Source organism: Paracoccus methylovorus, assembly GCF_016919705.1.
Classification (GTDB): Bacteria; Pseudomonadota; Alphaproteobacteria; order Rhodobacterales; family Rhodobacteraceae; genus Paracoccus; species Paracoccus methylovorus.
The window spans coordinates 1,850,212-1,874,384 of record NZ_CP070368.1; the positions used below are offsets into that span (position 1 = coordinate 1,850,212).

Here is a 24,173-nt window from a genome sequence, read left to right on the forward strand (position 1 = left end):
CATGGCACGTCCCATCTGGCACGGTTTTGTCACAGCGGCACTGGCCGGGCTTTTCATTGCCGGCACAGCCATGGCGCAGGACGCGCCCTTGCCCGAGCGGCGGCTGTCCTTGCAGGCCGATACCGATCTGCCGGGCGGCGACCTTGGCCCGATCTTCGACACCACGCTGCAAGCCTGCGTGCAGGCATGTGTTGGCAACGCCGACTGCCGCGCGCTGACCTATAACGAACGCGCCCGCGCCTGCTTTCCCAAGGGCGAGGCTGCGGGGACGCCAGCGGCCTTTGCGGGGGCGATTTCGGGCCATGTCCTGACGCCTTCGGCCGAAGTGCGGTTGCGCGCCGAATCGCGCATGGCGGCCGCACCCTTTATCGCCGCGCAAGACCGCGAAGCAGCGCATACTCAGGCGCGCCTGTTTGCGGCCATGCACCCGGCGCTGGGACCCGGCAATGCGGCAGATCTGGCCTCAAGCGCCGAAATGGCGGGCGATCTGGCCGGCGCAGCGCAGATCATGGCCTCGCTGGCGGCGCGTGACGACCGGGCCCCCGACTGGACCAATCTGGCGCGGCTGACGCTTTACACCAGCGAGCAATATGACCGCGAGGCGTCGGGCTCGATCGCCTCGATGTCGATCAACGGCTATCTGCGGGCGGGCGAGGACGCGGTGGCGGCCCGCGCCCTGTCATGGCTGGCCATGGCATGGGAGCGGCTGGACCGCGGCCGCGATGCGCTTTCGGCGTTGCGTCTGGCGGCGCAGCTTTCGCCCGGCGACAGCGCCATCGCCACCGCGCTGGAGGAATCCGAGGCCCGCAACGGCCTGCGCGTCACCGATACCCAGGTCGAGGCCGAGGGAAAGACCCCCCGCTTTTGCGCCATCCTGTCGCGCAACCTGTCCGAGGCCACCGACTATGCGCAATTCCTGCGCCTGCCCGGCCGCGACCTGACCGTCGAGGCAACAGGCGACAGGCTTTGCGTCGCCGGCCTGACGCATGGACAAGAGGTCGAACTGACCCTGCGCGCCGGCCTGCCCTCGGCCGACGGCGAACAACTGGCCCGCGACGTGACGCTGAAAGGCTATGTCCGCGACCGCAGCCCCGAGGTCCGCTTTCCCGGCCGCGCCTATGTGCTGCCTGCCTCGGGCGATCAGCGGCTGTCTATGGTCACGGTCAACGCCGACCAGATCAACCTGCGCCTGCTGCGCATTTCCGACCGCAACCTGATCCGCGCCATGGCCGAGGATATGTTCGCCACCCCCTTGGACAGTTGGCGTGCCGATTACTTCAGCGACCGCATGGCGCGCGAGGTCTGGGCAGGCACGGCGGATGTCGCAAAGCCCATGGGGCAAGATGCGCTGAATCAGGAATTGACCACCAGCCTTGCCATTCCCGCCCATGTCGGCCCACTGGAACCCGGCATCTATATCGTCGAGGCAGGAATCGAGAACCAGGACATCTCGGACACCGGGCTTGCGACGCAATGGTTCGTGATTTCGGATTTCGGCATCTCGACCTTCAGCGGCACGGATGGGCTGACCGTCGCGGTGCGCAGCCTTTCCGACACTTCGGCCAAGGCCGGGGCCGAGGTCGCATTGGTCAGCCGCTCGAACGAGGTGCTTGCCAAGGCCGCGACCGACGCTGACGGCATCGCGCATTTCGCACCGGGCCTGTCGCTGGGCCAGGACGGCGCCGCGCCGGCATTGGTGACGGTGACCGAATGGCAGGGCGAAGGCGCCGAGCGCGCGCCGCGCGACATGGCGTTCCTTTCGCTTTCCGACCCAGAATTCGACCTGTCGGATCGCGGAGTCGAGGGCCAGCCGCCCGCGCCGCCGATCGACCTGTTCCTGACCACCGACCGCGGCGCCTATCGCGTCGGCGAGACGGTAAATGCCACGATCCTTACCCGCAACGCCGAAGCCCGGGCGCTGGAAAACCTGCCCCTGACCGCCGTGATCCTGCGTCCCGACGGTGTCGAGGCGACGCGGATACCGGCGCAGGACGCAGGTGCGGGTGGCAGCACCGTCGCCTGGGCCATCCCCGGCAACGCCCCGCGCGGCACATGGCGGATGGAATTGCGCACCGAGGCGGATGGCCCGGCACTGGCCACCGCACGGATATTGGTCGAGGATTTCCTGCCCGAGCGCATCGACTTTACCCCGCGCCTGCCCGAAGGCGCGGCGCGCGCGGGCGGCACGCTTGACCTATCGCTTTCGGCACATTGGCTATTCGGCGCACCCGCCGCGAACCTGCCGGTCGAGGGTCAGTTGCGCCTGTCGCCGACCCGGACCCTTGACGGCTTCAATGGCTATGTCTTTGGCCGGCACGACGACGACACCTCGCCCGTGACCGACAGCCTGCCGCCGGGGGCCACCGATGCGCAGGGCAATTACCAGACCCGGATCAACCTGCCGCCGGCCAGCGAACTCGGCCCACGCCCGGTCGAGGCCGAGGTGGTGCTGGACATCCGCGAAGGTGCCGGCCGCCCGGTCGAGCGTAGTGAATCGCGCGTGGTCATGCCCGAGGCCCCGGCCATCGGCATCAGGCCGTTGTTCGAAGGCGACACCGTATCGGAAAACACCGAAGGCCGCTTTGCGCTTATCGCCGTCGGTCCCGACCTGAAGCCGGCCGCCGAGCCGGTGCGCTGGGTGCTGAACCGCATCGACACCGACTACCAATGGTATTCGCTGGGCGGCCAGTGGAATTGGGAGGTCATCACCACCCGCACCCGCGTCACCGAAGGCGTGGCCGAACCGGGCGACGCCCCGGCCGAGATCAGCGCCCCGGTCGAATGGGGCCAGTATGAACTGGTGGCCGAGCCGGCCTCGGGTCAGGGCGGACAAAGCTCGACGCAATTTTATGCCGGCTGGGGCGCGGTGGCGAATTCGGGGTCCGAGACGCCGGACCGCCTGCAGGTGACGCTGGATCAGCCCGCCTATCGCAGCGGCGATACCGCCCGCGTCCGGGTCGAGGCCGCCAGCGACGGGCTGGGCCTTGTCTCGGTGCTGTCGAACCGGCTGGTCTCGATGCAGACCGTGACGCTGAAGGCGGGCGAGAACGCCATCGACCTGCCCGTGACGGACGAATGGGGTGCGGGCGTCTATGTCACCGTCAGCGCCATCCGCCCGCTGGAGGGCGCACAGGGAGGCGACCGTCAGCCGGCGCGCGCGCTGGGTCTGGCCCATGCCACCGTCGATCCGGGCGACCGCAAGCTGTCCGCAAGCATCGAGGCCCCGGCCGAGACCCGGCCCCGCGGCTTGATTCCGGTCACGCTGAAAACCGATGGCGCGGCGGGCGAGACGGTATATGCCACCATCGCCGCCGTCGATCAGGGCATCCTGAACCTGACCGGGTTCCAGCCGCCCAACCCTTCGCAGCATTACTTCGGTCAGCGACGTCTGGGCGTGGCGCTGCGCGATCTTTACGGCCGGCTGATCCTGCCCACCGGCGCGCCCGATGGCGCGCTGCGCGAGGGCGGCGATGCCAATCTTTCCGGCAATGCCGAGGCTCCGCCGCCGACCGAAAAGCTGATGAGCTGGTTCTCGGGTCCGGTCACGGTGGGCGCTGACGGCACCGCGACGGTCGAAGTGCCCGTGGGCGATTTCAACGGCGAGGTCCGGGTCATGGCCGTGGTCTGGTCCGGCAAAGGCATCGGGCAGGCCGACGCCTCGGTTCTGGTGCGCGATCCTGTGGTCATGACCGTGACCGCCCCTGCCTTCCTTGCGCCCGGCGACCGGGCCCGGGTGGGGCTGCGGCTGACCCATGCCTCGGGTCCTGCCGGCGAAATGCGGCTGGCGGTGCAGCAGGTGGGCGGCGAGGCACCCCTGACGACGACCCTGCCCCAGGACAGCGTGACCCTGACCGAGAAGGCCGAGGCGCAGGTGCAGATGCCGGTCACCGCAGGCAATGCCGAGGGACTGGCCAATCTGCGGCTGACGCTGACCACCCCGGACGGCGAGGCACTGACCAAGGACATCACCATCCCCGTGTCGCTGAACGAAGCCGACATCCAGAACCGGGACCGGCTGGTGGTCGAACCGGGCCAAAGCATCACCGTGCCTGCCGGCCTGACCCAGGCCATGCTGCCCGGAGCCGAGATCACCGTGGCCATTGGGCCTTATGCAAGGCTGGACGTGGCGGGGGCTCTGATGCGTCTGGCGCGCTATCCCTATGGCTGCACCGAGCAGTTGACCTCGGGCGCCTTGCCGCTGATCTACCTGCCCAATCTGGCTGCCGTCGAGGGCGTCGACAGCGGCGGTGCGGGCGAGCAGGTGCAAAAGGCGATCACGCAGATCTTGACCCGTCAGGGCTCGAACGGCGGTTTCGGCCTGTGGTCGGCGGATTCGGGCGATCTGTGGCTGGAGGCCTATGTCACCGACTTCCTGTCGCGGGCGCGGACGGCGGGCTATCAGGTGCCCGACACCGCCTTCCGCATGGCCATCGACAATCTTCGCAACCGCACCAATTACGCAACCGAACCCCATGCCGCCTCGGCCGAGGAAAACGCGGCCCTTGCCTATGCGCTAGCGGTGCTGGCACGCGAACGGGCGGCGACCGTGGGCGATCTGCGCTATTACGCCGATACCGCCGCCGGGTCGTTCTCGACGCCGATGGCTGCCGCCAATCTGGGCGCGGCGCTGGCGTCCTATGGCGATCAGGGCCGGGCGGATCGCATGTTCACGCAGGCGCGCAACCTGCTGAACCTGGGCGCGCCCGAACCCCATGCCTTCCGCGCCGATTACGGCACCAAGCTGCGCGATGCGACAGCGCTGCTGGCGCTGGCGGCCGAGGCAAAGACCCAGGCCGTCGATGCCACCGACCTGACCAGCCAGATCGCCGAACGCATCGCACGGGCGGCAGAGGACGGGCGCAGCCTTTCCACGCAGGAATCCGTCTGGACGGTGATGGCGGCGCAATCGCTGTTCAGTTCCACCCCACCCGCGACGCTGAACGGGGTGGCGCTGAGCCAGCCGGTGGCAAGCCTGCCGACAGACGCCAGCATCGCCAACACCGGCGACCGCGCATTGGAGGTGACGCTGACCGCGACCGGCAAGCCTGCCGCCGCGCCATCGGCAGGCGGGCGCGGCTATTCCATCACACGCCACTATTACAGCATCGAGGGCGAGGCGCTGGACCCTGCCAACCTGCCACAAGGCACGCGAATGGTGGTGCAGCTGGAAATCTCGCCCCAGTCCGAGGGCGGTGGACGGCTGATCATCGCCGACCCCCTGCCCGCCGGGTGGGAAATCGACAACCCCAACCTGCTGCGCGCCGGCGATGTCTCGGCGCTGGACTGGCTGGATGCAGAGACCTCGGCCGAAATGACCGAGTTCCGCGCCGACCGTTTTGCTGCGGCACTGACATGGACCTCGGCTGAAAGCTTCCGGCTGGCCTATATCGTCCGCGCCGTAACGCCCGGAGAGTTCCGCCACCCCGCCGCCAGCGTCGAGGACATGTATCGCCCCGAGTTCCGGGCATGGAGCGACGGCGGCACGGTCACCGTCGCACCCTGAACCGCAGGCCACCCCGGCCCCCGAACACGGGCCGGGGTGGTGGCTTGGCGAAAGGATTGCTTGCCCCATCGCGTCCCCCCGGGCAATAATCCCCCCGATCGTATAAGGAAGGGGAGGACGCCTTGGCTGAAACCCGCCCGGTATCGCCAACCGCAACGCGCCACGAAGACCGCGTGGTCAAGGCGTCGCAATCGCCCGCCGCCGTCAGCCGGCTGGCGGCAAGCTGGCGCCGCTCGATCCTCAAGCATGGGCTTGACCCGACGCGCCCGCCCGACCGCCGCCGCCTGACCGAGCGCGAACTGTCCGAATGCGTCGAGCGCATGGACCGCTTCATCGCCATCGCCCGGCCGCAGCTCGACCAGCTTTTCCAGCTTGTCTGCCCGACCGGCTGCAACCTGCTGCTGACGGACGCCGACGGGATCGTGCTGGAACATCGCGTCAGCCAGGGCGATGCCACCACCTTTCGCGACTGGGGGCTGTGGCGCGGCATGGACTGGTCCGAGGAAGTGCAGGGCACCAACGGCATCGGCACCTGCCTGGCCGAAGGGCGGCAGGTCACCATCCACCGGGACGAACATTTCTATGCCAGCAACACCGGGCTTTCCTGCATGGACGCCCCGATCTGGGGTCCTGACGGGCGATTGATCGCGGCGCTGGACGTCAGCTCTGCCCGCTCTGACCACACCGAACGGCTAAACGCGCTGATCGCGGCACAGGTCGCGCATAGCGCCCGCGCCATTGAGGCGGCGTTTTTCCGCGTCTCTTTCCCCGGTGCGCGCATCATCACCGCGCAGGCCGAGGGGGCCGAGGACACCACGCTGCTGATTGCGGTGGACAAGGATGATCTGGCCATCGGCGCCAACCGGGCCGCACGTCGCGCCTTCGGCCTTGAGAAAGAGGGGCAGTTGCGCCCGCGCCCCGCCTCGGATCTGCTGGGCCGGCAGGACGATGCCACCGGCTTTGAACGCGCCGAACGCGCGGCCGTGATTCGCGCGCTGGCGCGGGCCGAGGGCAACGTCTCGGCCGCCGCCCGGGCGCTGGGGGTAGGACGCGCAACGCTTTATCGCCGCATGGCGCGGCTGGGTATCGACGAAAATCCCGGCAAACTGTCTCGCCCCTGAAACACATCGGCGGTGGGGCACGAAGGCTTGCGTTGACCGAACGCCCTTGCGGGCCCACCCTCTTGGACAACCGGCAGGAGGAGCCGGATGACAGGAGGAACATCATGCCGAACGATCAAACGCACCCCTTCAAGGGCGTGAACGCGCTGCCCTTCGAGGCGCGCTATGACAACTTCATCGGCGGCGACTGGGTGGCGCCCGTCTCGGGCAGGTATTTCACCAACACGACCCCGATCACCGGTGCCGAAATCGGCCAGATCGCGCGCTCGGAAGCGGGCGATATCGAACTGGCGCTGAACGCCGCCCATGCCGCCAAGGACAAATGGGGCGCGACCAGCCCGGCCGAAAGGGCGGCCGTCCTGCTGAAAATCGCCGACCGGATGGAACAGAACCTGGAACTTCTGGCCACCGCCGAAACCTGGGACAACGGCAAGCCGATCCGCGAAACCATGGCCGCCGACCTGCCGCTGGCCATTGATCATTTCCGCTATTTCGCCGGCGTGCTGCGCGCGCAGGAAGGCTCGATCAGCCAGATCGACGACGACACCGTGGCCTATCACTTCCATGAACCGCTGGGCGTCGTGGGTCAGATCATCCCATGGAACTTTCCGCTGCTGATGGCCTGCTGGAAGATGGCGCCCGCACTGGCCGCCGGCAACTGCGTGGTGCTGAAACCCGCCGAGCAGACCCCCGCCGGCATCATGGTCTGGATCGGGCTGGTCGGCGACCTGCTACCGCCGGGCGTCCTGAATATCGTGAACGGCTTCGGGCTCGAAGCCGGCAAGCCGCTGGCCTCCAGCAACCGCATCTCGAAGATCGCCTTCACGGGCGAAACGACGACCGGCCGGCTGATCATGCAATACGCATCGGAAAACCTGATCCCGGTGACGCTGGAACTGGGCGGCAAGTCGCCCAACATCTTCTTTGCCGATGTTGCGCGCGAGGATGACGATTTCTTCGACAAGGCGCTGGAAGGCTTTACCATGTTCGCGCTGAACCAGGGTGAGGTCTGCACCTGCCCTTCGCGCGTGCTGGTTCAGGAATCGATCTATGACCAGTTCATGGAACGCGCCGTCAAGCGAGTAGAGGCAATCAAGCAGGGCGACCCGCGCGAAAGCGATACGATGATCGGCGCGCAGGCATCCAGCGAACAGAAGGAAAAGATCCTCAGCTATCTGGACATCGGCAAGAAGGAAGGCGCCGAGGTGCTGACCGGCGGCAATGCAGCCGATCTGGGCGGCGAACTTTCGGGCGGCTATTACATCGAGCCGACGATCTTTCGCGGCAACAACAAGATGCGGATTTTCCAAGAGGAAATCTTTGGCCCGGTGGTTTCCGTCACCACGTTCAAGGATCAGGCCGAAGCCTTGGAGATCGCCAACGACACGCTTTACGGGCTTGGCGCAGGCGTGTGGTCGCGCGACGCCAATACCTGCTACCGCATGGGTCGCGGCATCAAGGCGGGTCGGGTCTGGACCAACTGTTATCACGCCTATCCCGCCCATGCGGCCTTCGGCGGCTACAAGCAGTCGGGTATCGGGCGCGAAACCCACAAGATGATGCTGGACCACTATCAGCAGACCAAGAACATGCTGGTCAGCTATTCGCCCAAAAAACTGGGCTTCTTCTGACGCAAAAAGGCCGGGCGCATGCACCACGCGCCCGGCACGCTTCCTTTCCCTGCCCTCCTCTCCCAAGACCAACCACAAGGAGATCCTTCATGGCCAAAACCATGAAAGCTGCCGTCGTGCGCGAATTCGGCAAACCCCTGACCATCGACGAGGTCCCGATCCCCGAACCCGGCCCCGGTATGATTCAGGTCAGGATCCATGCCTCGGGCGTATGCCATACCGACTTGCACGCGGCCGAGGGCGACTGGCCGGTCAAGCCGAACCCGCCCTTCATTCCGGGGCACGAGGGCGTGGGCTTCGTTTCCGCCGTGGGCGCCGGGGTAAAGCATGTCAAGGAAGGCGACCGGGTGGGTGTGCCCTGGCTTTACACCGCCTGCGGTCATTGCCGTCATTGTCTGGGCGGATGGGAAACCCTGTGCGAAAGCCAGCTCAACACCGGCTATTCGGTGAACGGCGGCTTTGCCGATTACGTGGTGGCCGATCCGAACTATGTCGGCCACCTGCCCAAGAACATCGACTTTCTGGAGATCGCCCCGGTGCTATGCGCAGGCGTGACGGTCTATAAGGGGCTGAAGGTCACCGACACCAAGCCCGGCGACTGGGTGGTGATCTCGGGCATCGGCGGGCTTGGGCACATGGCGGTGCAATATGCCAAGGCCATGGGCATGAACGTCGCCGCCGTCGATATCGATGACGAAAAGCTCGCCTTGGCCCGAAAACTGGGTGCGACGGTCACGGTGAACGCCGCAACCGACCCCGATCCGGCCGCCGCGATCAAGAAACAGACCGATGGCGGCGCGCAGGGCGTGCTGGTCACCGCAGTAGGCCGCAAGGCGTTCGAGCAGGCCATAGGCATGGTTTCGCGCGGCGGCACGGTCGCGTTGAACGGCCTGCCGCCCGGGGATTTCCCGCTGGATATCTTTGGCATGGTGCTGAACGGCATCACCGTGCGCGGCTCGATCGTCGGGACCCGGCTGGATCTTCAGGAATCGCTGGATTTCGCCGGCGAAGGCAAGGTCAAGGCCACCGTGCATCGCGCCAGACTGGAAGATATCAACGACATCTTCGGCCAGATGCACAAGGGCCAGATCGAAGGCCGCATGGTGCTGGATATGGTGGACTGACCATGGAACCCGTCGCCAATCCCCAGGACCTGAATCAGGTCGAGGCCACCCCGGCAGCACTGGCGCTGCTGGCCGAGATCGTCGCCGATCATGGGCCGGTGCTGTTTCATCAGTCCGGGGGTTGTTGCGACGGGTCTTCGCCCATGTGCTATCCGCAAGGCGAATTCCGCATCGGCGAACATGACGTGAAGCTGGGCGAGATCGGCGGCATGCCGTTTTACATCTCGGGCAGCCAATACGAAGCCTGGAAGCATACCCGCCTGATCATCGACACCGTGCCCGGGCGCGGCGGCATGTTCAGTCTGGACAACGGACGCGAGCGGCGCTTCCTGGTGCGGTCCGAGATCTGCCGGCTCTGACCGCGGGGCGGGCGCACGGCCTCCCCTGATCCACCCGTGCGCCCGCCTGTTTCTCAGGCGCGGATCTGGCGCGCCTCGTTAAGCAGCATGATCGGGATGCCGTCCCGGATCGGAAAGGCCAGCCCCGCCGCCTCGGAAACCAATTCCTGCGCCTTGGCGTCATAACGCAGGGTGGCATGGGTCACCGGGCAGACCAGCGCCTCCAGCATGTGGCGGTCATAACCGCGTTCGGTGGTGTCGGTCACTGAATCGTCTCCTCATTGTCGCCGCCATGCAGGGCGTATTCCAGCAGCCCTTCCAACAACACGCGACGCTCGGCAAGCGTCGGCGCCTCCAGCAGGGCCTGCTTTTCCTCGGGCGCAAAGGGCAGTAGCATGGACAGCGAGTTGACCAGCGTTTCTTCCTCGGACGCCTTTGCGGTGTCCCAGTCGGTCGAAAGGCTGCGCTGTTCCATATAGCGGCCAAGCCGCGCCATGAACCCCTTGCGCTCGAAACCCACGTCCTCTTCGGGCTGGACGGCCAGGTCGCCTTCATAGCCCGACCAATCCACTTGCCCGCGCAGATATGGGGTAAAGCCGGGGCGCACCTCGTTCAGCCGAAAGCGCGAGCGCGCCCGGAGCGAGATCATCAGCCGCCCGTCGTCCAGTTCGGAGAATGCCACGATACGCCCCGCACAGCCGACCTGAGCCAGCGAATCCAAGCCCCCCTCGGCAGGTTGGATCATGCCGATCAGCCGCGAAGGGGTTTTCAGAACATCCTCGACCATTTGCAGATAGCGCGGCTCGAATATCTGCAGCGGCAGGCGGGTGCGGGGCATCAGCACCGCGCCCGGCAGAGGAAACAGCGGGATGCCCTCGGGCAGATCGACGCCGCGCGCCATGTCAGGCGAAGATCAGCGAGGACAGTCGCCGCCGCCCCTTCTGCGCCAGCGGATCGGTGGGCTTGAGCGCATCGAAAATAGTCAGAAGCTGCGCCTTGGCCGCTCCGTCGTTCCATTCCCGGTCGCGGCTGAAAGCCTCGAGAAGCTGGTCTATCGCCCCCTCGACCTCGCCCGCCGCATGCAGCGCGGTGGCATAGTCGAAACGCGCCTGCTGGTCGGTCGGATCGGTCTCGACCTTCTGGCGCAACTCATCCAGCGGGCCGGCCGAAGCCGCCTGCCGCGCCAGTTGCAACTGGGCACGCGCCGCCTCGACGGGCGCGGCATTGGCCACGGCTGCGGGCACCTGCGCCAATGCCTGCTCGGCGCGGTCCTCGGCACCCCCAGCCAGATGGGCGCGGATCAGGCCACCCCAGGCGGCGGCATTCTCGGGCTCTTCCTCAAGGATCGCGGCAAAAGTCTCGGCAGCATCTTCGGGCGCGCCTTCGGCAATCATCGCCTCGGCGGCGTCCAGCGCCTCGGCCAGACCGCCGTCATCGCCACCCAGCGCAACAAGCTTGTCGACGAACTGCTTGATCTGGCTTTGCGGGACCGCGCCCTGGAACGCATCGACCGGCTGGCCCTGAAAAAAGGCATAGACCGTCGGGATCGACTGCACGCGCAACTGGCCGGCGATCATCTGGTTCTCATCCACATTGACCTTGGCCATGCGGACGCGGCCCTTGTGGCGGCCGACCTCGGCTTCAAGCTGCGGGCCAAGCGTCTTGCAGGGGCCGCACCAAGGGGCCCAGAAATCCACGATCACCGGAACCTTCATCGAAGCTTCGACGACATCGGCCATGAAGGTCGCTTCGGTCACATCCTTGATGATATCTGCGGGGGCGGCATCTTTAGGGGCGGAGCCAAGCTCGAGCATCGGGTATCCTCATGCGAAAGGGTTGCCCCTTAGATGGCGCAGCGACCGGCGCGATGCAAGATTCGGCTGTCGCACCGCATCCCGTCAAAGATCAAAGTTGGCCAGCACCGGAACGTGGTCGCTGGGCTGCTGCCAGCCGCGCACAGGGCGCAGGATGCGGCTGCCATGGCCCGCATTGGCAATATCCGGCGTGGCCCAGATATGATCGAGACGTCGGCCCTTGTCGGCGGCATCCCAGTCGCGTGCGCGATAGCTCCACCAACTGTAGAGCATGCCTTGGGGAATATCCTTGCGGGTGACATCGACCCATTTCCCGGCATCCTGCGCCGCAGCCAGATGTTCGACCTCGACTGGGGTGTGGCTGACGATCTTCAGTAACGCCTTGTGGTTCCAGACGTCATCCTCGCGCGGGGCGATGTTGAGATCGCCCACCATGATCGCGCGCGCGGGCCTGTCGGCATGAAAGACGTCGCGCATCTCGGTCAGGAAATCGAGCTTCTGGCCGAACTTGAGGTTCTGTTCACGATCAGGAATATCGCCACCCGCCGGAACGTAAAAGTTATGGACGGTAACGCCGTTCTCCAGCCGCGCGGCAACATGGCGGGCATGACCCAGCCCGGCATAATCGCGATCGCCCGCATCCTCGATCGGCAGTTTGGACAGGATGGCCACGCCGTTGTAGCCCTTTTGCCCGCGCGCCACGAAATAGTTGTAGCCAAGCGCCCGGAACGCCTCGAGCGGAATATGCTCGACCGGACTTTTCGTTTCCTGCAGGCAGAGGATATCCGGGGCTTCTTCGGTCAGGAGACGGGCGACAAGCGCCTCGCGCAGGCGAACCGAGTTTATGTTCCAGGTAGCGATGGTGAACACGGGCAGGCTCCTTTTTCGGGCGTGACCCTAGGGACCCCAACTCTGCTTGTCCACCGCTGCCGTGACCGGGGGCTTTGCGCCCCCGGACCCCCGCAGGATATTTGGTCACGAAAGAATAACGAAATCGCACACGTAGATGGTCCATCTTTCGTGTGGAAATATCCTCGGGGGGTGCGGGGGGCGAAGCGCCCCCGCGCAACGGACAAAATATGAAACCCGGCCGCCGATCTGGATCGGGGCCGGGTCGTCATGTGGCCGCATCCTCCGACCACCGGGCTTGGCAAGAAAAACCCCCAAGTCAGACGAAGGTTTCGTCGCTCAACATATATCAAGCCACCAAGCGATAGCCGCCGGATTCGGTAACCAGCAACCGAGCATTTGAAGGATCGGGCTCGATCTTCTGGCGCAGGCGATAGATATGGGTTTCCAGCGTATGCGTGGTCACGCCGGCATTATAGCCCCACACCTCGTGCAACAGCACGTCGCGCGGCACCACTCCGTCTTGTGCACGGTAAAGGAATTTCAGGATATTCGTTTCCTTTTCCGTCAGGCGGATCTTGCGGTCCTTCTGGTCGATCAGCATCTTCATCGCCGGCTTGAACGTATACGGGCCAAGCTGGAAGATCGCATCCTCGGATTGCTCATGTGTCCGCAACTGGGCACGAAGCCGTGCCAGCAGCACCGGAAACTTGAAGGGTTTGGTGATATAGTCGTTCGCACCGCTATCGAGACCGAGAATCGTGTCGGCATCGGTATCGTGGCCGGTCAACATGACGATGGGGCATTTCACGCCCTGCTTGCGCAGGCGCTTGCAAAGCTCGCGCCCGTCGGTATCGGGCAAGCCGACATCAAGGACGACAAGGTCGAAGATCGCACCCTTGGTCCTTTCGACCGCCTCATGGCCCGAGCCCGCCTCGAACACTTCGAAATCTTCGGTGGCGACCAATTGCTCGGCCAGCGCCTCGCGCAGGTCATCCTCGTCATCGACCAGCAAGATCTTTTTCAGTCCGGCCATTCTTGCCTCCTTTGGCGTTATGGCCGAAAACTGTGGTGTGGCGCGGCAAGCGTCCAGCGGTTTGCAGCAATTCTCACATGGAGTTGTCGGAAATCCGTCTTATGTTTCAGATTGTTTCAGACATGCAGGCCCGATGACCCTGATCCCGACCCTGACCGAGACCCTGTCGCGCGCCCGCGCCGACCTGCGCATGGGATTGCCCGTGGTCATCGGCGGGCATCTTGTCGCCGCGGTCGAGACGCTGCGCCCCGACCGGCTGGAGGCGATGCGCGCCCTTGGCCCCCCCGTGCTGGCGATTACCCAGCCGCGTGCCGAGACGCTGAAGGTGCGGGTCTACGACCGCGATCTGGCGCGGATCGAGGTGCCGGGCGATGCGGACCTTGCCTGGCTACGGGCGGTGGCCGATCCGGCGGGCGATCTGATGACGCCGATGAAGGGGCCCTTCCGCAGCCCGCGCGGCGGCGATGTCGATGCGCATCGCGTGGGCATTGCCCTGGCGAAATCGGCGCAGCTTTTGCCCGCCGTGCTGGTGGTGCCTGCGACCGAGCCCCTCGGGGGGCTGACGCATCTGTCCCCGGGGCCCGCGCTTGCGCAGATGGCGACCGAGGCAGCGATGGCCCCCGTCGCCGCGGCCCGCCTGCCGTTGCTTGCGGCCGAAAACTCCAAGCTGCATATCTTTCGCCCCGATAATGGCGAGGCCGAGCATTACGCGGTGGAAATCGGCACGCCTGCCCGCGATGCCCCGGTTCTGGCGCGGCTGCATTCGGCCTGTTTCACCGGCGATGTGCTGGGCAGCCTGAAATGCGATTGCGGTCCACAACTGCATGCCGCGCTGGCCGCCATGGGTCAGGCGGGTGCGGGCGTTTTGCTGTATCTGAACCAGGAAGGGCGCGGAATCGGCCTTGCCAACAAGATGCGGGCCTATGCCCTGCAAAATCAAGGTTTCGACACGGTCGAAGCCAATCACCGGCTGGGCTTCGAGGATGACGAGCGTGATTTTCGCATCGGGGCCGGCATTCTTAAGAAAATGGGCTTCCGCTCGGTTCGGCTGATGACCAACAACCCCAGGAAGGTGGCGATGCTGGAAGGCCACGGCATCCAGGTGGCCGAGCGTGTGCCGCTGATTACGCCCAGGAACCGCCACAACACCGGTTATCTGGACATCAAGGCGCAAAAGTCGGGCCATTTGCTGTGAGGCTGCTCTTGACCCCTATGGGGCTGCGGGCGGGCGCCCGGGTCATCCCCTGCTCGGTCGGGCGCGGCGGGATCTCGACAGCCAAGCGCGAAGGGGATGGGGCGACGCCGCAGGGCCGACATCGCATCGTCGGGCTGCTTTACCGCCCCGACCGCGTGGCTCGGCCGAACGGGTGGGCACAGCCGATCCTGCCCGGCGATCTGTGGTGCGACGCGTCGGACCATATCGCCTATAACCATCCGGTGCGCGCACCCTTTGGCCACAGCCACGAAGCGATGCGACGCCCCGACCCGCTTTACGATATCGTCCTGATTACCGACTGGAACTATCCGCAGGCCCGTGCGGGCATGGGTTCGGCGATTTTCCTGCACCAGTGGCGACGGCCGGGTTTTCCGACAGCCGGCTGCATCGCCATGGCGCGGCGCGACCTGCTTTGGCTGGCCTCGGCCGTGGCACCCGGCGATGTGCTGGAGGTGCCAGCCCTGCCGCGCTGGCCCGCGCGTCGGGCGGCGGCGCGGCAGGGCAAGGATTAGCGCCCCGTTTCAGGCGGCGGTATAGCCGCCATCCACCAGATGATAGCTGCCGGTGATAAAGCTGGCGCGATCCGAAAGCAGGAAGGCAACAAGAGCCGCGACCTCATCGGCCTTGCCCAGCCTGCCGACCGGGTGGCGGGCAATCAGCGCCTGAATCGTGGCGTCGTCCATATGGGCAAGCAGCGGCGTGTCGATAAAGGCCGGGCCGACCGAATTCACCCGAATGCCCTTTTGCGCATATTCCAGCGCCGCATTCTTGGTCATACCGACGACACCATGCTTGGCCGAAACATAGGCGCCCGCTCCGTTGAACCCCACCGAGCCAAGAATCGAGGCCATGTTGACGATCGCCCCGCCGCCAGAGTCCAGCATCACCGGAATCCCGTAGCGCATCCCGTAAAAGACCGCGTTCAGATTGATGTCGATGACCTTTTTCCAGCCGTCGAGCGGATATTCCCCGATAGGCGCGCTGGGGCCGCCAATGCCGGCGTTGTTCACCAGCAGGTGCAACCCGCCCAGCCGCTCGGCGACGGCGATGGCCTTGCGGACCTGTTCGGGATCGGAAACATCGCCCGCCACGGCCTCGGCCCGGCCGCCGGCCGCAACGATTTTCCCGGCGGTGGCTTGGGCGGTCTGCTCGTGCAGATCGGCCACCACGACCGTGGCCCCCGAGGCAGCAAGCTCCAGCGCTATCGCCTCGCCCAGACCCGAGCCGGCACCGGTCACAAGGGCGATCTTGTTGTCGAAACGAATATCCATCGGGCAATCTCCGCGCGTTCAGGGGCCTGTCGCAGGAATTGCGGCCCCTCTGATCTGTCTGTCAATGCAGCGGCGGCGATCCGGGTTCCTGTGTCATAGTGGCGCAGTCTGCCAGAGCCTGATCTTCAGCCCGCCATGGGCGACATAGGGTCCCGGCTCGTGAAAGGGCAATCCGGTGGCGCGGGCGAGTTGCGCGTCGCTGGTGACAAGGCCGACTCGCCAGCCCTTGAAACGGCTGCGCAGCACCTCTCCCATTGCCGCGTGCAAACCGAACAGCGGACCCTTATTGCCGATACGCGCGCCATAGGGCGGGTTGATGATGACAAGGCCGGGCGGGCCCTCGGGCCGTTCAAGCTCGCCGATGGCACGGTTTTCAAAGCCGGTCCAGCTTTCCAGACCGGCGCGGGCGGCGTTTTCGCGGCTCATGCGGATCGCGCCGGGATCACGGTCGCTGCCGTGATAGCGGACCTGCGCGGGCACAGGCGGGATCGCGGGGGACGCGCGCATCGCCTGCCACGCCTGCTGGTCAAAACCCGGCAGATGTTCGAATGCGAAGTGGCGCATGCGGCCAGGGTGCAGGCCCGCCGCGATCTCTGCCGCCTCGATGACGAAGGTGCCCGAACCGCACATCGGGTCCAGCACCGGTTCGCGCCCGTCGAAGCCGCATTGGCGCAGGAACATCGCCGCCATCGTCTCGCGCATTGGCGCCTTGCCCACCGCCTGCTTGTGGCCGCGTCGGTGCAGGGATTCGCCCGAGGTATCCAGACTGATGGTGCACAGGTCGTCCTCGATACGGATCTTCAGCGTAAGCGGCGCATCCTCGGCGACGGGGACACCAAGACTATCGCGGATCGCCGCCTCGATCCGCTGGGTGATGGCGCCGGCGTGATAGATGCGGGATTTGCGGCTGGTGGCCTCGATGCGGATGGGAATGTCCGGGCGCAGCCAGTCGGCCCAGGGAAAGCGGCGCGCGCGCTTGTCGAGTTGCGCGGGATGCATGGCGCGGAAGGCGCCGATACGTGCAAGCACCCGCGTCGCGCCTCGGATGGCCAGATTGGCCCGCCAGACATCGGGCCAGCCGCCGATAAAGCTGACGCCGCCGGGTTGGGGTTGCGCGTCAAAACCCAGCGCGCGGGCTTCTTCGGCCAGCGGCTGTTCGAGGCCGGGTGTGGCGACCAGAAAGATTTCCATTCGCGCCGGATCGGCGGCCAACGGTGCGGCCTCAGGCTGCGGGTTGGGCGGGGTCTGGCTGGATGCGGTTTTGGCAGTGCGGGGCTTCATCGGGTTCCGGCGGGAAAAAGGACCCCGCATCATGCGCCGGGGAGCGGGTGAAGGCAATGTGCGCAATTCGGGCCGGCGTTTCGTGAAACGGTCGGTGCGGCGCAATCCCCTGTCGCACAGGGGGCGAGGCAGGCGGGGGCTCTGCCCCCCGTTTCTCTGGCCCCTCGACGGGGCCGAAGAAACGCCCCCCGGGATATTTGTCCACGAAAGAAAATCAGCCGGGGTGCCAGAGGTCGTTCCGCCGGGTAAAATGCAGGTGTTGGGGCGGGCCAAAGCCGGGCTCGTTCATGGGGGCGACGTGGCGTTCGACCAGCAGGTCGGGCCCCGAGAAATCCAGCACGGCGAATTCGTTCTGCCGGTCCCCGGGGCGGTCGCAAAGGGCAGTGCCTGCCTGCACCTGCAGGATCGGTCGCCCCTGTTCGCCCAGAAAGGCGCCGATCGACCACAAATGCAGGTGGCCGGTCAGGACCAGATCCACGCCCTCGGCCTCAAAGCCTGCAAGAGCCGGCCCAGCGCCCTGCATCAGCGCCTTGTCCACCTGCGGACGTTGCTGCATCGGATGATGCAGCGCGATGATATTGATGCAAGTAGGGTCCAGCCCCGCAACAACGCGCGCCACTTGCGCCGGGGTGATGATGCCGCGCTGCCAGGCCATCGGATCGACGCTGTTCACCCCTTGCACCCGCAGATTGCCGACATGGCCCACCGGCTCCAGATTTTCGGCGATGGCGCGGCGCCAGCGGCGATAGGGCCGCATCACCCGATCCGCCAGCTTGTAGAGCGGGATGTCGTGATTGCCTGGAACCGCAAGCAACGGCGCCTCGATCCGGCGCAGAAACTCTGCCGCCTGCGCGAATTGAGCCGAACGGCCGCGATGGGTCAGATCACCCGTTACCACCACCAGATCGGCCTGCGCGGCATTGATCCGGTCGAGCAGCGGCTCGACCAGCGGCTTGCGTTCCAATCCGAAATGCAGGTCCGACAGATGCAGGATGCGGGTCATCCGGCGTCCCGCCCGGCGCTTTCCGCCGGCACAAGCACCCGCAGCGCCTCGTGGCGCACGCGGACGCGAAAGGGTGAATCCATCCAGGTCTTTTCACCGTCATGGGCGACATATTCATGGCACGGCACGGTTTCCAGTTCAAACTCATCGGCGCAGATCAGGTCGAAATCGGCGTAGCGCGCCGTCTTGCCCAAAGCCAGCCGCAGGGCCGAGCGCACCAGCGGTCCGGGCCGCTTCGCCCGCGCCACCAAAAGCGCCAACTGGCCGTTTCGCACGCAATCCGCCCCTTCCAGCCCGAAACTGTCCAGCTGATAGGCGCTTTTCGCGACAAAGGCCAAGGCGGTGGTGAACTGGCGTTCCTGGCCGTCCGCGCGCACCGTCAGCCGCAGCGGGCGGCGCAGGTTCCACAGCGCCGCGACCGCCGACCAATAGGCCGCAAGCCGTGAGCGGCCCCAGCGGCGATAGATGCTTTCGCGGCGCCGCAGGATCTCGGGGTAGGCGCCGAAGCTGACGTTATTCAGGAAGATCATACCGTTCATCTCTCCGACATGAACGGGGCGAATGCGGGGAGTGTCAAACATCTTCAGCGCCTGCTCGACCGTTTCGCCCGAGCCGAGGTCGCGCGCGAAATAGTTGAAGGTGCCACCGGGGATGACCGCCATTGCCGCACAGGTGCCGGTCACCGCACCGGCAACAGCCGCCTGCGTGCCGTCGCCCCCGGCCGCGACGATCAGGTCGAACCCCTGGGCCACGGCCTCGCGCGCCATGGCGGGCAGATCGGCACCCTGTCCGGTGCCGCGGATGTGAAGCTCGGCCACCCGGTCCTGCAATGTCGTGCGCAGCTTGTCCGCGATGTCATCGCCCGCCTCGCGGCCCGAGCCCATGTTCACGATGACGCAGACCCGGGCCCGGGCCAGATCGAAGTCAAAGTTTTCGGCCAGATCACCTTGGCTTGTCATGTCGTTGTCTTTCCGCATTGGGCCACCCGCAACCCCCCGGCCCCATGACGGGTTCCGATCCCGGCCTTGCGCGACTGTTGCGGCAATCAGGCCGGAGGGAATAATCCTGATCTTTTTACTTGCCTTTGCCGGAGGGCTTTGACAGATTGCGCGCGGGAAGCTGAGGGGCGGGATTCACACCTTGCCCGACCGGTCGTACCTTTCGGGGAATGGGCGGTTCGCCACCCGAGTTATCAGTTACCTAACCCCTGCGCAGGAGAGTTCTGTCCCGAATAACTGATCGCAGCATTACCCATGTCTGCGCAACCTGCACCATTCTTGCCGCTGCGGGCGGCGATCAGGATCGGGGACAAAATTCGTTTGATAAAGAGATGCATCATGAACATCTGCCTGTCCGAGGCGTCGAAAAAATCGGCGGCGCCCGTGTCTGATCAGGTTCTTTTCGGTTTCGACGGCCCATCGGGACGCATCCTGGGCCGGGGACCGGCGCAGCAGATTACCGCCGGCAATGCCGCAACGCTTGAAACCCGCGTGACGGCGGCCCTTGCCACGGCCGCGCCTGACAAGATGATCGGCGGTGCCCTGCCCTTTGACCGCGATGCCGATGATTGCCTGTGGCAATGCCCCTGCAGCGAGGCGCCTCTGCCCAGGGGCATCGCGCCGCAAGGCCTGCCGCTGCCAAGCTGGGAGATGACCGCCGAACCCGCGGCGCAGGTCTATGCCGACGCCGTGACGCGCGCACTTGGCATTATGGCCGAGGAAACCGGCGGCCCGGATGCGCTGGAAAAGATCGTTCTGGCCCGCACACTGCTGGTCGAATCCGCCGTGCCGATCCCTGTCGAGGCGTTGATGTCGCGTTTGCGTGCAGACCGCAGCGTCACTGCCTTTCGTGTGGCTCTGCCCAAGGGTCCGGACCATCCGCATGGCCGCACGCTGTGCGGCGCGACACCGGAATTGCTGGTCGAGAAACGGGGCCGGCGCGTCATCTCGCATCCGCTGGCAGGCTCGGCCCCTCGGCAGGCCGATCCGGTCGCCGACCGTGCCTTTGCCGATGCGTTGTTCGGTTCGTCCAAGGATCAGCGCGAACATGCGCTGGTCGTCGAGTCGATCCTGGACACGCTGGCGCCTTTTTGTCGCGAGCTAAGCTGCCCCGAAGGCACCCGCCTTACCTCGACCCGCAGCATGTGGCATCTGGGCACCCGGATCGAGGGCCGGTTGAAGGACGAAGGCACGCCCTCGGTCCTGCTGGCCTCGGCCCTGCATCCGACTCCGGCGGTCTGCGGCGTGCCAAGGGCGCGGGCGGCGGGTTTCATCAAGGCGCTTGAACCCGTGGCGCGGGATTTCTATGCGGGTGCGGTCGGCTGGTGCAAACCCAGCGGCGATGGCGCATGGTATGTCGCCATCCGATGCGCCGAAATCAGCAACCGGCAGGCCCGGCTATACGCGGGCGCGGGAATCGTTCCCGGCTCGGACCCGATGGCCGAGGCCGCCGAGACCGGCGCGAAATTTGGCGCGCTTCTGACTGCCCTGGGCCTGCCGCAGGATGCTGCATTGCAGGGCGTTGTGCGTAATGGAGAGATCTGATGGCCCTGCCCGGCATCACCCCCTATGACCCGCCGTCCGAGGCCGAACTGCCCACCCCCCGCGGCGCATGGCAACCCAACCGCGACCGGCTTGCGCTGCTGGTTCACGACATGCAGCGTTATTTCTGCCGTATCTATCCGGACGCCGCACCCCTGACGCCCGTGGTGGCGAATATCGCACGGCTGATCCGGGCGGCGCGGGATGCGGGCGTGCCGGTGTTCTATACCGCGCAAAAGGGCGACCAGTTCCGCCCCGACCGCGGGCTTCAGGCAGATCTGTGGGGTCCCGGCATGAGCGCCACCCCCGAGCATGAAGAGATCCTGCCCGAACTGGCTCCGGCCGATGGTGATATCGTGTTGGTCAAGCATCGCTACAGCGCCTTCCAACGCTCCAATCTGGAACATCTGATGCGCGTGCGCGGCCGGGATCAGCTGATGATCTGCGGCATCTATGCCCATATCGGCTGCCTTGCCACCGCTGCCGAGGCATTCCAGCGCGACATCGAAGTCTTTGCCGTCGCAGATGCGCAGGCCGATTTCTCGCGCGAGAAACAGGATATGGCGATGGGCTGGATCGCCGCAACCTGCGGTGTGCCGCTGTCCACCCGACAGGCCGTTGCTGCATTGAACGAGGTAAAATGATGCATCTGACTGGGTTCGAAGGCAAAACCGCCATCGTCAGCGGCGCGGCCGGCGGCATCGGTCAGGCGGTGGTGCGCGCGCTGCTGGATGCAGGGGCGAAAGTCGTCGCCACGGATACCGAGGAGGCGTTGGCCGCAAATTCGGTGGCGGGAGCCGAGAACCGACCGCTCGACGTGCGCGACGATCAGGCTGCCGAAGCGCTGGTGGCCGAGGTCGAGGCGGCGCATGGCCCGCTGGGCCTTGGCGTCCACGCCGCAGGGGTGCTGGCCATCGGGCCATTGCTGGAGCTTGCGCCCGAAGAGTGGGATCGGGTCCTTGGCATCAATGCCACCGGGACTTTCAACGTGACCCGCGCCTTTGGCCGGGCCATGGCCCGCAACGGCGGCGGCGCCATCGCCGCAGTTAGTTCGAACGCGGCGGGAATTCCGCGAATGAACATGGGCGTCTATGCCGCGTCAAAGGCAGCGGCGACCATGCTGATCCGTTGTCTGGGGCTGGAACTGGCCGGCCATGGCGTGCGCTGCAATATCGTGGCGCCCGGTTCGACGTTGACGCCGATGCAGACCGGCATGTGGGCCGAGGACGGCGGCGCGGGCGAGCGGTCGGTGATCGAGGGAAACCTTGAAGCCTATCGCACCGGCATCCCGTTGAAAAAGCTGGCAACCCCCGAGGATATCGCCAGCGCGGTGATGTTTCTGCTTTCGGATCAGGCTGGCCATGTCACCATGGCCGACCTTTACGTCGATGGCGGGGGAACGCTGCGCGCCTGACCCCGCCGCCGGGTCACAGGCGCGAGGCGATCAGCGCCCACCAATTTTCCAGCGCCGGCTCGCGCGCCAGTTCCTCGAAACTGGCCTCGACACCGATCTGCTTGAGCTCCGACGAAAAAGTCATCACCGCAATGGAATCCAGCCCATAGAGGACGAGGTTCTCGGACGGCTCGATCTCGCAATCGTCCTCGATCATCTTTTGCACGCGGGCAGCCAGCCACTCCGGGGTAAGGTCGGCTTTCTGGGCAATATCCATGGTCATCCTTTCAGGCGGTTTCAGTCGCGAGGCTGTCGCGCAGGCGGCGCTTGTCGATCTTGCCCACTGCCGTCAGCGGCAGTTCGGGCAAAAAGCGGAAACGGTCGGGCAGCTTGTATTCGGCCACCCCCAGTTCCAGCAGATACCGGCGCAGCGTGGGCGGAGACAACTTGCCCACCCCCTCGCGCAGCACAAGGAAAGCGCAGCTTTTCTCGCCCAAATGCGCATCCGGGGCGGCAACCAGCGCGGCATGGGTGATGTCGGGAAAGCGGACCAGCAGGTTCTCGATCTCTTCTGCAGCGATCTTTTCACCGCCCCGGTTGATCTGATCCTTGATGCGGCCCACGACGCGCAGGTTGCCGCCCTGCCGGACGACCACGTCGCCCGAATAATAGAAACCTTCGGAATCAAAGGCCTGTGCGTTATGTTCAGGGCTGCGGTAGTAGCCGCGGAAGGTATAGGGGCCGCGCGTGGCCAGGGCGCCCGGTGTGCCGTCCGGGACATCATCGCCGTCTTCGTCGACGATACGAATCTCATCGTCCGGGCTGATCGGGCGGCCTTGCATGGTAAAGATCACCTCGGCCGGATCGTCTAGGCGGGTATAGTTCACCAAGCCCTCGGCCATGCCGAAAACCTGTTGCAAGCGGCAGCCCAGCAGTTCGGGGACGCGACGGGCCGTCGCCTCGGCAAAGCTGGCCCCGCCGACCAGCATCAGGTCAAGACTGCCCAGCATGGCACGACGCGACGGGTCCTCTTCGACCGCGCGCAGCCACAGCGCCACGGCGGGCGGGACAAGCGGGACCATTGTGACACGCTCGCGCGCGACGATTCCGAAACAGGACAGCGGTTCTGGGCTGGGGGCCATGACGACGGCGCCGCCGGCATGGAACACCCCCAGCGTGCCGGGCGAGCTCATGGTAAAATTATGCGCAGCCGGCAAAGCGCAAAGAAAGCGCGTGGCCGAGGTAACGCCGCAGATTCCGACACTGGCACGGATGCTGTAGTCGTAATCGTTATGTGTGCGCGGGATCAGCTTGGGCGTGCCGGTGCTGCCCCCCGAAAGTTGGAAGAATGCGACCTGATCGGCAGGCGTCGGACCTGCACCGTCGGGCAGATCGCCGCCATAGGTCAGCCAATGGGTCAGGCTGCGTTCTGGGTCATCCTCGCCCAGCAGCAAAAGTTGCGCAACGCCACCGGCACGCAGTTCATCGGCAAAGGCATCGTCGCGGAAAAGCTCATGCTCGCGCGCAGCGATCACCACGCGCGGCTGGATCTGGCGGGTATATTCGGTCAGTTCCAGCCGCCGATGGCTGAAAAGCGCGTTTACGGGTGCCACACCGATTCGCAGCAATGCGAAAAAGGTGACGAAGAACTCGGCCACATTGGGCAACTGCACCAGCGCCGTATCGCCATGCCCCAGCCCGCAAAGCGCCAGCCGTGCGGCCAGATTGCGCGACTGCCGGTCCAGATCGGCATAACTGAGGCGGCGGGAACCGCAAACCAGCGCCTCGGCCTGCGGATTGGCGGCCAGTTGCGCGTCCAGGATATGGGACAGCGGCTGGTCGATCCAGTAACCGGCCTTGCGATAATGCTGCGCAAGGTCGTGCGGCCAAGGGTTGAATTCGATCATGCGGATACCTGTTCTGACAACAATGGGCCGCTCAGGGCGCCAAAGGCACCTTGACCGGCGATAATAGTTGAGTATTTTTATCCCGCTTACTCTCTTGAAGCAAGCCAGCCGCGCCCTTTCATCGGTGCAACCAAGCCAGCCCTCTC

The 24,173-nt window shown here is 65.6% G+C and carries 22 protein-coding genes; 10 read left to right on the forward strand and 12 right to left on the reverse strand.

Annotation, left to right across the window (positions count from 1 at the left end; translation table 11 throughout):
* Position 1: 1 nt before the first annotated feature.
* From JWJ88_RS09245 to JWJ88_RS09265, 5 genes are all read left to right on the forward strand, one after another.
* On the forward strand, positions 2-5,503 hold the full coding sequence (locus JWJ88_RS09245; protein WP_205293816.1) for an alpha-2-macroglobulin family protein: 5,502 nt from the start codon (positions 2-4) through the stop codon (positions 5,501-5,503).
* Between the two features lie 122 nt (positions 5,504-5,625).
* Complete coding sequence (locus JWJ88_RS09250) at positions 5,626-6,624, forward strand: GAF domain-containing protein (protein WP_205293817.1); 999 nt, start codon at positions 5,626-5,628, stop codon at positions 6,622-6,624.
* A gap of 104 nt (positions 6,625-6,728) precedes the next feature.
* A complete protein-coding gene (gene adh, locus JWJ88_RS09255; protein ID WP_205293818.1) occupies positions 6,729-8,255 on the forward strand; it encodes an aldehyde dehydrogenase in 1,527 nt (508 codons plus the stop codon).
* 89 nt (positions 8,256-8,344) lie between these two features.
* A complete protein-coding gene (adhP, locus tag JWJ88_RS09260; RefSeq protein ID WP_205293819.1) occupies positions 8,345-9,379 on the forward strand; it encodes an alcohol dehydrogenase AdhP in 1,035 nt (344 codons plus the stop codon).
* A 2-nt stretch (positions 9,380-9,381) separates the two neighbouring features.
* A complete protein-coding gene (locus JWJ88_RS09265; protein WP_205293820.1) occupies positions 9,382-9,738 on the forward strand; it encodes a DUF779 domain-containing protein in 357 nt (118 codons plus the stop codon).
* A 53-nt stretch (positions 9,739-9,791) separates the two neighbouring features.
* On the opposite strand, the gene JWJ88_RS09270 is transcribed toward JWJ88_RS09265, so the two are convergent.
* From JWJ88_RS09270 to JWJ88_RS09290, 5 genes are all read right to left on the reverse strand, one after another.
* Entirely contained in the window at positions 9,792-9,983 is a 192-nt protein-coding gene (locus JWJ88_RS09270; protein ID WP_240200142.1) for a Trm112 family protein, read from the reverse strand.
* Positions 9,980-10,618 carry an LON peptidase substrate-binding domain-containing protein gene (locus JWJ88_RS09275; RefSeq protein ID WP_205293821.1) on the reverse strand — a complete coding sequence of 213 codons (639 nt, stop codon included), beginning with the start codon at positions 10,616-10,618 and terminating at the stop codon, positions 9,980-9,982. The genes JWJ88_RS09270 and JWJ88_RS09275 overlap by 4 nt, the downstream gene beginning before the upstream one ends.
* 1 nt (position 10,619) lies before the next feature.
* Positions 10,620-11,531: a thioredoxin family protein gene (locus JWJ88_RS09280; protein ID WP_205293822.1), complete on the reverse strand. Its 912-nt coding sequence runs from the start codon at positions 11,529-11,531 to the stop codon at positions 10,620-10,622.
* Between the two features lie 84 nt (positions 11,532-11,615).
* On the reverse strand, positions 11,616-12,401 hold the full coding sequence (locus JWJ88_RS09285) for an exodeoxyribonuclease III (RefSeq protein ID WP_205293823.1): 786 nt from the start codon (positions 12,399-12,401) through the stop codon (positions 11,616-11,618).
* A gap of 328 nt (positions 12,402-12,729) precedes the next feature.
* Positions 12,730-13,416, reverse strand: coding sequence for a response regulator transcription factor (locus JWJ88_RS09290; RefSeq protein WP_036757032.1), 687 nt, complete (start codon positions 13,414-13,416; stop codon positions 12,730-12,732).
* Positions 13,417-13,549: 133 nt separating this feature from the next.
* Between JWJ88_RS09290 and ribA the strand changes: the two genes are divergently transcribed.
* Together ribA and JWJ88_RS09300 are read left to right on the forward strand one after the other, a co-directional pair.
* Positions 13,550-14,611 carry a GTP cyclohydrolase II gene (ribA, locus tag JWJ88_RS09295; protein WP_205293824.1) on the forward strand — a complete coding sequence of 354 codons (1,062 nt, stop codon included), beginning with the start codon at positions 13,550-13,552 and terminating at the stop codon, positions 14,609-14,611.
* 17 nt (positions 14,612-14,628) lie between these two features.
* Complete coding sequence (locus tag JWJ88_RS09300) at positions 14,629-15,144, forward strand: L,D-transpeptidase family protein (protein WP_205295173.1); 516 nt, start codon at positions 14,629-14,631, stop codon at positions 15,142-15,144.
* 9 nt (positions 15,145-15,153) lie between these two features.
* On the opposite strand, the gene JWJ88_RS09305 is transcribed toward JWJ88_RS09300, so the two are convergent.
* The 5 genes from JWJ88_RS09305 to JWJ88_RS09325 all read right to left on the reverse strand — a co-directional run bounded on the left by JWJ88_RS09305 (position 15,154) and on the right by JWJ88_RS09325 (position 19,526).
* A complete protein-coding gene (locus JWJ88_RS09305) occupies positions 15,154-15,903 on the reverse strand; it encodes an SDR family NAD(P)-dependent oxidoreductase (RefSeq protein ID WP_205293825.1) in 750 nt (249 codons plus the stop codon).
* A 93-nt stretch (positions 15,904-15,996) separates the two neighbouring features.
* Positions 15,997-17,184 carry a THUMP domain-containing class I SAM-dependent RNA methyltransferase gene (locus JWJ88_RS09310; RefSeq protein WP_205293826.1) on the reverse strand — a complete coding sequence of 396 codons (1,188 nt, stop codon included), beginning with the start codon at positions 17,182-17,184 and terminating at the stop codon, positions 15,997-15,999.
* A gap of 214 nt (positions 17,185-17,398) precedes the next feature.
* Positions 17,399-18,187, reverse strand: a complete 789-nt coding sequence (locus JWJ88_RS09315; RefSeq protein ID WP_205293827.1) for a metallophosphoesterase family protein — start codon at positions 18,185-18,187, stop codon at positions 17,399-17,401.
* The gene (locus JWJ88_RS09320; RefSeq protein ID WP_240200143.1) at positions 18,184-19,146 is read right to left on the reverse strand and encodes a diacylglycerol/lipid kinase family protein; all 963 of its coding nucleotides are present in this window, start codon (positions 19,144-19,146) and stop codon (positions 18,184-18,186) included. The genes JWJ88_RS09315 and JWJ88_RS09320 overlap by 4 nt, the downstream gene beginning before the upstream one ends.
* 233 nt (positions 19,147-19,379) lie before the next feature.
* Complete coding sequence (locus tag JWJ88_RS09325) at positions 19,380-19,526, reverse strand: hypothetical protein (protein WP_205293829.1); 147 nt, start codon at positions 19,524-19,526, stop codon at positions 19,380-19,382.
* Between JWJ88_RS09325 and JWJ88_RS09330 the strand changes: the two genes are divergently transcribed.
* The 3 genes from JWJ88_RS09330 to JWJ88_RS09340 are packed head-to-tail and all read left to right on the forward strand — an operon-like array spanning position 19,525 to position 22,141.
* Positions 19,525-20,730, forward strand: a complete 1,206-nt coding sequence (locus tag JWJ88_RS09330) for an isochorismate synthase (RefSeq protein ID WP_205293830.1) — start codon at positions 19,525-19,527, stop codon at positions 20,728-20,730. The genes JWJ88_RS09325 and JWJ88_RS09330 overlap by 2 nt on opposite strands.
* Positions 20,730-21,371, forward strand: a complete 642-nt coding sequence (locus tag JWJ88_RS09335) for an isochorismatase family protein (RefSeq protein WP_205293831.1) — start codon at positions 20,730-20,732, stop codon at positions 21,369-21,371. The genes JWJ88_RS09330 and JWJ88_RS09335 overlap by 1 nt, the downstream gene beginning before the upstream one ends.
* On the forward strand, positions 21,368-22,141 hold the full coding sequence (locus JWJ88_RS09340) for an SDR family oxidoreductase (RefSeq protein WP_240200144.1): 774 nt from the start codon (positions 21,368-21,370) through the stop codon (positions 22,139-22,141). Before JWJ88_RS09335 ends, JWJ88_RS09340 begins: the two co-directional genes overlap by 4 nt.
* Positions 22,142-22,154: 13 nt before the next feature.
* Here the strand turns inward: JWJ88_RS09340 and JWJ88_RS09345 are convergent, their stop codons facing one another.
* Positions 22,155-22,397, reverse strand: a complete 243-nt coding sequence (locus JWJ88_RS09345; protein WP_205293832.1) for a phosphopantetheine-binding protein — start codon at positions 22,395-22,397, stop codon at positions 22,155-22,157.
* Positions 22,398-22,407: 10 nt separating this feature from the next.
* A complete protein-coding gene (locus tag JWJ88_RS09350) occupies positions 22,408-24,027 on the reverse strand; it encodes a (2,3-dihydroxybenzoyl)adenylate synthase (RefSeq protein ID WP_205293833.1) in 1,620 nt (539 codons plus the stop codon).
* Positions 24,028-24,173: the final 146 nt, after the last annotated feature.